The sequence below is a fragment of the Methanomethylovorans sp. genome, assembly GCF_050177135.1.
In the GTDB taxonomy this organism is placed as follows: Archaea; Halobacteriota; Methanosarcinia; order Methanosarcinales; family Methanosarcinaceae; genus Methanomethylovorans.
Window position 1 is genome coordinate 1 of record NZ_JBFXHJ010000108.1, and the last position, 7553, is coordinate 7553.

At 40.7% G+C, this 7553-nt stretch carries 11 protein-coding genes; 6 read left to right on the forward strand and 5 right to left on the reverse strand.

From position 1 onward, the window contains the following. Together prf1 and argS are read left to right on the forward strand one after the other, a co-directional pair. Window positions 1–933, forward strand: a 933-nt coding sequence (gene prf1 / locus AB7U21_RS08820; RefSeq protein WP_428388385.1) for a peptide chain release factor aRF-1, incomplete at its 5' end; no start/stop codon positions are given. A 14-nt stretch (window positions 934–947) separates the two neighbouring features. Then, entirely contained in the window at window positions 948–2651 is a 1704-nt protein-coding gene (gene argS, locus AB7U21_RS08825) for an arginine--tRNA ligase (protein ID WP_428388387.1), read from the forward strand. Window positions 2652–2656: 5 nt separating this feature from the next. Here argS and AB7U21_RS08830 read toward each other — a convergent pair whose 3' ends face one another. After that, the gene (locus AB7U21_RS08830) at window positions 2657–3004 is read right to left on the reverse strand and encodes a hypothetical protein (protein ID WP_333787173.1); all 348 of its coding nucleotides are present in this window, start codon (window positions 3002–3004) and stop codon (window positions 2657–2659) included. Between the two features lie 242 nt (window positions 3005–3246). Between AB7U21_RS08830 and msrB the strand changes: the two genes are divergently transcribed. The 3 genes from msrB (at window position 3247) to AB7U21_RS08845 (ending at window position 4946) form a co-directional block, all read left to right on the forward strand. Next, window positions 3247–3645: a peptide-methionine (R)-S-oxide reductase MsrB gene (gene msrB / locus AB7U21_RS08835; RefSeq protein WP_333787172.1), complete on the forward strand. Its 399-nt coding sequence runs from the start codon at window positions 3247–3249 to the stop codon at window positions 3643–3645. Next, window positions 3642–4562, forward strand: coding sequence for a WD40 repeat domain-containing protein (locus tag AB7U21_RS08840; RefSeq protein ID WP_428388390.1), 921 nt, complete (start codon window positions 3642–3644; stop codon window positions 4560–4562). The genes msrB and AB7U21_RS08840 overlap by 4 nt, the downstream gene beginning before the upstream one ends. A gap of 84 nt (window positions 4563–4646) precedes the next feature. Continuing rightward, window positions 4647–4946, forward strand: coding sequence for a DUF1294 domain-containing protein (locus AB7U21_RS08845; RefSeq protein ID WP_333787170.1), 300 nt, complete (start codon window positions 4647–4649; stop codon window positions 4944–4946). A gap of 20 nt (window positions 4947–4966) precedes the next feature. Here the strand turns inward: AB7U21_RS08845 and AB7U21_RS08850 are convergent, their stop codons facing one another. Together AB7U21_RS08850 and AB7U21_RS08855 are read right to left on the reverse strand one after the other, a co-directional pair. Then, window positions 4967–5326 carry a carboxymuconolactone decarboxylase family protein gene (locus AB7U21_RS08850; protein ID WP_333787180.1) on the reverse strand — a complete coding sequence of 120 codons (360 nt, stop codon included), beginning with the start codon at window positions 5324–5326 and terminating at the stop codon, window positions 4967–4969. Window positions 5327–5363: 37 nt separating this feature from the next. After that, window positions 5364–5549, reverse strand: coding sequence for a hypothetical protein (locus AB7U21_RS08855; protein ID WP_428388393.1), 186 nt, complete (start codon window positions 5547–5549; stop codon window positions 5364–5366). Between AB7U21_RS08855 and AB7U21_RS08860 the strand changes: the two genes are divergently transcribed. Beyond that, entirely contained in the window at window positions 5529–5831 is a 303-nt protein-coding gene (locus AB7U21_RS08860) for a DUF123 domain-containing protein (RefSeq protein ID WP_428388399.1), read from the forward strand. The two genes, AB7U21_RS08855 and AB7U21_RS08860, sit on opposite strands and share 21 nt — an antisense overlap. 355 nt (window positions 5832–6186) lie before the next feature. Here AB7U21_RS08860 and AB7U21_RS08865 read toward each other — a convergent pair whose 3' ends face one another. Together AB7U21_RS08865 and AB7U21_RS08870 are read right to left on the reverse strand one after the other, a co-directional pair. Beyond that, complete coding sequence (locus AB7U21_RS08865) at window positions 6187–6984, reverse strand: methyltransferase domain-containing protein (RefSeq protein WP_428388395.1); 798 nt, start codon at window positions 6982–6984, stop codon at window positions 6187–6189. 4 nt (window positions 6985–6988) lie between these two features. Beyond that, a partial coding sequence (locus tag AB7U21_RS08870) for a class I SAM-dependent methyltransferase (protein ID WP_428388397.1) occupies window positions 6989–7553 on the reverse strand: 565 nt, incomplete at its 5' end.

The following is a 7553-nucleotide window of genomic DNA, read 5'->3' on the forward strand; positions in this document are numbered from 1 at the left end:
ACCACTATTGTTGAACCCCCTCAGCCAATAGTGACATACAGATATCACTGTGACTCCAGTTTTTACCTTGAGCCTCTTGAAGAAATGCTCAAGGACGCAAAGACCTATGGATTGCTGGTCCTGGATAGGCGTGAGGCAGCTGTTGGCCTGCTTGTGGGTAAACATATAGAGGCTCATAGGACATTGACTTCTACTGTACCTGGAAAACAGAGAAAAGGTGGTCAGAGTGCCCACAGATTCCAGCAGTTGAGGCTCATTGCTATACATGAGTTCTATAAACGCATAGGAGATGCTGCGAGCGATGTATTTATGGCAGTGGATCAGAAGAATTTTGAAGGTATTCTCATAGGTGGTCCCTCTCCCACCAAGGAAGAGTTCGAGTCAGGAGATTTCCTGCATCATGAGTTGAAAAAGAAAATACTTGGTCTTTTTGATGTTGCATACACAGATGAGTCAGGCCTTCCGGAACTCGTTAACGCAGCAAGTGAGAAGCTTTCGGATATCGATCTTATAGCAGAAAAAAAGCTTATCCAGCGTTTCTTTACAGAGCTGGTTTCCGATTCAGGCAAAGCTGCTTATGGAGAAGAATCGGTCAGGGCAAATCTCCTTATAGGTGCAGTGGAAGTTCTTATGATATCTGAGGATCTCAGAGCAGAAAGATTAACGATCCGATGTCCAAATGGGGACCATGAGGCAAAACTGACAAAAGCTTTTAAGCCCGGAGAGGACTATTTTTCTCCAGGACCATGTCCTGTTTGCGGTTATTCCATGGAAGTCGTTGAAAAAGTGGATATCGTAGACGAACTTTCTGAAATGGCTGACCAGATGAACACCCAGGTGGAGTTCATTTCAACTGATTTTGATGAAGGTTCACAACTTATGAACGCTTTTGGCGGCCTGGTTGCTATATTAAGGTTCAGCACGGGTGTATAAAGCGGGTGGTGTCAATGTATCTGGATTTTAGAAAACAGGTTGAAACATTATTAAATGAGACCATTTCCCAGCTTGGGATCGAAGCTGCAGACCTTGACCTTGAGCCATCCAAGCATGCAGATCTGGCCTCAAAAGTTGCTTTCAGGATCGCGTCGAGGGAAAAGAAGGATCCTAAGGAATTAGCGGACGCAATAGTCAAAGCTGCTAATGTCAAGAAGTTCCCCTTGATCGGTGAAATGCACGCTATGGGTCCATATATTAATATAAACACTTCCAGAAATTATATAGAAGAAACATTCTCAAGAATAAGAAGTGAAGGCTCATCATTTGGAGGTGGCTTCTGTAAAGGTAATATCCTTCTTGAACACACTTCTGCAAATCCTAATGGTCCTTTGCATGTGGGTCATATCAGGAACTCGGTCATTGGTGACACTCTGGTACGCATTCTCAGGAAAGCTGGTTATAATGTTGAAACCCAGTACTATGTGAACGATATGGGGCGTCAGATAGCTATTGTTTCCTGGGCGCTTTCACATTTTGATTTTGATACATCAAAAAAATCAGACCACTCCATAGCAGATGTTTATATTAAAGCTAACATCAAGCTTGGGGAAGAACCTGAAAAAGTAGCAGAGATCGACAGGTTTATGCAGCTTGTGGAAAAAGGGGATGATGCTACAATAAAAAGTTTTAGTGAAGCTGTTACCCTTGCACTTGATGGTATCAAAGAAACTCTTCTGCGCATGAACATACACCATGATAATTTCCCTTACGAATCTGGTTTTGTAAGGTCCGGTGCTGTTACAAGGATAATTGAGGAGATCAAAGCCACAGGTCGTACAAAGGTCGATGATGGAGCCCTTATGTTGGATCTGGAAGATTACGGTTTTGAGAAAAAACTGGTGGTACAGAGATCAGATGGTACTTCTTTATACACTACAAGGGATCTGGCATACCATGAGTGGAAAGGTGAAAGAGCTGATCGCATGATCGATATACTTGGCGCTGATCACAAACTCATTTCAGGTCAGTTAAAGGCAACCCTCAATCTTCTTGGAAAGCCGGAACCAGAAGTTGTCATATTCGAGTTCGTTTCTTTGCCTGAAGGCTCCATGAGTACCCGCAGAGGCAAATTCATTTCTGCAGATGAACTGCTGGACCAGGTGGAAGAACAGGCTTTTGTGGAAGTTGACATGCGCAGGCCGGAGATGCCTGAGGATTTCAAACAGAAAGTGTCCAGAATGGTAGGTATCGGTGCTGTCAGATATGATGTTATCAGAGTGTCACCGGAGAAATCTACGGTTTTCAACTGGAAAGAAGCCCTTGATTTCGAAAAACAAGGTGCACCCTTTATTCAATACTCGCATGCCAGAGCATGCAGTATACTGAAGAAGGCTCAGGAAGAAGGTGTCTGGAACGAGGCCTTTGATATGGATCCTTCACTACTTGTGGAGGATACTGAAGTAGAGCTGATAAAGAAGATGGCTGCCTTTGACAGCATCATAGAGCAGTGTGCAAAGGAATTAAAGCCACATACTTTAGCCATATATGCCAGAGAGCTTGCAGAATCTTTCAATCAGTTCTATCGTTTCGTGCCCGTGATAAATATCGATGACGAAAAACTGAGAGCTATAAGGCTTGGACTTGTGGACTGCGCGCGTATCACATTGTCAATTTCATTGGAGACCCTGGGCATCGATGCGCCCGATTCTATGTGAAATTTTTACAATGCATACGATACACTGCTTTCTTTCAGACTCTGCAGAGTAATATTGAAAAGCAGCAGCAGATTTCCTTCAAGGAAATATACATCAGTGCTGCTGCGATCTCTTTTTGATGCGAGCAGTACGGTGAATTCCAGATCTTTTTCTGCCGCTACCTGCACACTGCGATAAGGGTCTTCTGATGAAACAGTTTCTCCCCAGATAATCTTTTCAAGATTTCCTATGTCAAGATACTTTTCCGTCCAGCTAATGAGGGCACAGGTATATTTTTCTGATAACCCCATATGATTGATCACACTAGAAGCGTGTTCTTTGTTATCCATGCATATTGCAGCAGAGCATGCCACATTATCACCCCTGATCCGATGGATGATTCCCTACCATCTAATCTGGCATGATACTATTTATATTTGTTATACTATTTATATTTATAGTGTAATAATTGTATTATAAGAGTTTTCTGAAACTGTTTTCACTTTCTGTTTTTGTTCTGATTGCGTAAACTATTTAATTTAGAATTCTCAACCTTTATAAGGGAAGTTACATCAGTAATTTTTACTTTATATTTTTAAACGGGAGAGGGAATTATATGCCATCATATGAAAAAAAATCAGACGAAGACTGGAAAAAGATCTTAACTCCTCAACAGTATCATGTGTTGCGGGAAAAGGGAACTGAACCTGCTTTCACTGGTAAATACTACCAAAATAAAAAGAAAGGTGTCTATCTGTGTGCTGCTTGTGGCCAGGAACTTTTTGATTCAAATACAAAATTCGATTCCGGCACCGGCTGGCCAAGTTTCTGGGCTCCTATATCTGAAGACAGAGTGGTCAAAAAGCCGGATAATAGTTATTCCATGCGGCGAACAGAAGTTCTTTGCAGCAGATGTGGTAGCCATCTTGGGCATGTTTTTGATGATGGACCTGCACCTACAGGCGAACGATTTTGTATGAATTCCATCTCGTTGGATTTCAAGGAAGAATTATGACAGTAGAATGCTTCCCACTTCCGGGAGAGAAGATGAAGAGTGACTATATCCGATTCCCTGCCCATAAAGGTCATGTCACTAATATATCTTTTCTCGATTCCGGAAAAAAACTATTATCTTCTGGCATGGATGGATTGATGAAACTCTGGTCTTTCCCTTCCTGGGAACTGATAAGAGAATTTAAAGGTCATACTAAAAGTGTGAACAGTATCTCAATTTCCCATAATCGCGATATCATAGCCACAGGTTCATCTGATCATACTATCAGGCTTTGGTCTTATCCTGAAGCTCTTCCTCTGAAAGTTCTTACAGGACATACTAATACTGTGTCATCTGTATGTATTTCTCCAGACGGGAAACTACTCGCTTCAGGTTCTTATGACGGAACAGTGCGCTTGTGGGGATTGCCTGAAGCTAAAGAGCTGTTAATTTTAGAAGGAAGTCCCGACAACATTTCCTGTGTTCTTTTTACCTCAGACGATAGAAAACTTCTAAGTGGAGGCATAGGTGGCGATATATATGTCTGGTCGTTGCCTGAAGGGGAACTTGAACAAACACTATTGGGTCATGATGTTGCCCTGCTCTCCATGATATTGACTCCGGAAGGAAAGTATCTCATTAGTTCCGGATATGATCGAAAGCTGCGTATCTGGTCATTGAAAGATTTTACAGAGAAGCGTTCCATAGAACTTGAGGGAACTGGTCATTTTCCTCTTGCCATATCTTCCAATGGTAGGACAGTTGCAGTGGGGATGGATTACGATATTGTCCTGTATGATTTCGCTTCGGGAAAAATTGTGTCAAATATACCTCTTATGGTTAAAACAGTATACAGTATGGTCTTCACACCTGATGGACGCTATCTTGTTGCTGCCACAGCTGACGGGAGGCTGAATATGTGGGATCTTGGTAAATGATTCTACATTATTTTTTTATTCTTTATAGTAACTAATAGCGCTATCATAATAAACTTAATATATTATTATACTTCATGTCGTAATATGCAAACTGAGGATTTTCTAAAATATTCTTTGTGGGCATACATTGCATTTGTGAATACAATCTCATTCGCCCTTATGGGTCTGGACAAAAAAAAAGCCAGAGATCAAAAATACAGGATACCTGAAAAAACGCTGTTCATATGGGTAATTGTAGGTGGAAGTCTGGGAGGTTTCCTGGGAATGAAATTATTCAGACATAAAACACAGCATCTACAGTTCAAATATGGTTTTCCGCTTATCCTGTTTGTCCATTTAGTGTTCATAGCTGTATTAGGGTTGGGGATTATATCTCCTACCTAAAACATAAAAAGAAAAGGGTTTCAGAAACCCAATCTTTCCATTTCTTTGAGTATCTTTGGACTAAAATCAGTGAAATTCTGTATACCACCGGTCCAGGCTGCGATCATCATAGCATCTTTTATCTCCTGCGAAGTTGCCTCAAATTTTTTAAGTCTTTCCAGGATCTTAAGCGCACTTTCTATGTTGAGTCTGGAGCATGCTATAGTAAAAACCAAAAGATGTTTTTGCTTCATGTTCAGCCCATTTTCCCGCTCCTTCCACACAGATTTATAGTATCCTGCAAGAGCTTCCCCGAACTCTTCATCGATCTGGGTGGCATAGACCACAGACCTTGGCCTTAAACCCTTTACATCCTTTGCTTCTTGTATCTCTTTGGTCATGATCATCAGTAAAGATTCTACGGGAAATGATTTAATTTTATGCATCCACTTGTATGCGTATGATCGAAGCAGCTAAGACAAAGGTGTCTATTGTCTGATCTTCAGGAACCAACAATGTAATGTAAGAGTTGGAAGCCTCAAAGATGTCCGTTTTGAGGCCGGTTATCACATTTATGTTAGTTCTGCCCAGGGTACTGGTGGTCTGAAAAGATTGTATAGGCATGTGATGCTTTCTAATGAAGGAGTAAAGAAAGCAAGGTGGCATGTAGATCATATAAATCTTGATGAACATTTTAAACTGGTATACACTATACATGCGTTCACTCACAACAGGCTTGAATGCCTTCTTGCAGCGGGTTTGCAGTCAAAACCTGTTAATGGTTTTGGATGCAGTGATTGTGCATGCAAATCCCATCTTTTCTATCGCCTTTACGATCCAGCAGACGAAGTGGTAAAAGTTTTCAGGAAATATGGCTTAGAGCCCTTAGTTGAAGAAATATTATGATCAGGTAAGTTAATGACATTTGAAATTCATATCAATGAAAAATGCATTAGAAATTGGAAGATTGAGGGTATCTTCCCGGGGAAGACGGCTGTCCTCCCCAGAATTTGATGATGACTATACTTGATCTGGAAGATACAATTGTGATACCCTCTAGATGCCATATATTATTATAATTATATAAATCTGGTGCTTCTAAAAGAGATTAAATGAGTGAAGTACTTGTATTATAATGGTTGCAATACATAATTTATATAATCTCTAGTCGACCCATTCTCATGTTTTTTCATCTACTAAGCTTGGCGTTACAACAAAAAGAATGGCAAGTTAATGAGAATGATCCATCACACGGGATGTTTCATCTACTCATACAGTTCTCAGCTTCTACTTCCAGCCTGATCATTCCTATATGAACAATGCCGTTTTTGTCTATGTTGTGCTCTTCCAGATATTTCTCTGCAACAGAATCAATGAACTCGGTGCGCAGATCTTCAGGTAACCTCAACGTATATGGAAGCCAGGTACTACGAATAAAGCCGGATAATCCTTCTTTGCCTTTGAGTTTCATGTCCTTGGGTATGAGTTCGATTCTCTTGATCTCAAGGTCTGCTTCATCAAGCCATACTTTGTACTCTTCCGGTCTGTAAAAGCCATATGGGAACGAAAAATCTTTAAAAAATCTGCTCCATTTTTCATCTTTCAGGAATTTATCCAATACTTCAAAGATGCTGGCAGCATTTCCAGTTCCACCCATTTGAAGTAATACTTTCCCAGGTGATCTCAAACTCTTTTTTATGCCTTTAAGAACGGGACGATGGTCAATTATCCAATGAAGAGCCGCGTTTGAAAAGACTATATCAAATTCCCCGTTGAAATCCAACTCCTTTGCATCCACATTTTGAAAAGCAAGATTTGAATATTTAACTTCAGGGAATTTTTCACGGGCAAAAAGTATCATCGACTCAGCGCTGTCAATACCCACAACAAAACCTGAAGGCACATGTCTTGAGATCTGAGCTGTGACCTTACCATCCCCGCATCCTATATCCAGGATCCTTTCATTTCCCTTAAGGGCAAGCTTCTGAATAAGCTCCTGAGCCCATTGCTGTTGGTTCAAAGATTGAGTGTTATAATCGCAGGGGTCCCATTTGTACAAGGTCTTATCTCCTGATACATTTGAATATTGTGCATATCCCGTATATAACAGATCGTTCTGCAGTCACTTCTATTCCTTGTTTTTTAAGTAAGGATCCAAGATCAGAATGTATGAATTCAGGGTAATACTTGCTTTCGAACAATCTGGCAATGTAACATAGAAAATACCTTGCCAGCCTGCTTTTGGGCGAAGTAGAATAGTCTATGATCAATATAGTGCCATCACTTCTTGTAACTCTACTCATCTCCTGCAAAACTTCTTGTCTTATACTTAAAGGCATTTCATGCAAAGCCAGTGAAATGCAACAGACATCAAAATGCTCTTCATTGAATGGGAGTTTTGTCGCATCGGCAAGAATAAAATTTGCATTATTATACCTGTTGTTCCTGACAGCCAGTCTTAACATAGGTTCTGAAAGATCGATTCCAATAACTTTGTAGTCCCTTTTTGCAAATTCAAAAGCCTGCTTTCCAGTGCCAGTGGCTACATCAAGTATTTTGGCGCCTTCTTTTTCATCGATAAGATCTGCAACTTTAGTCCTGGTGCCGGAGAGAACGATTTCTGTCAAA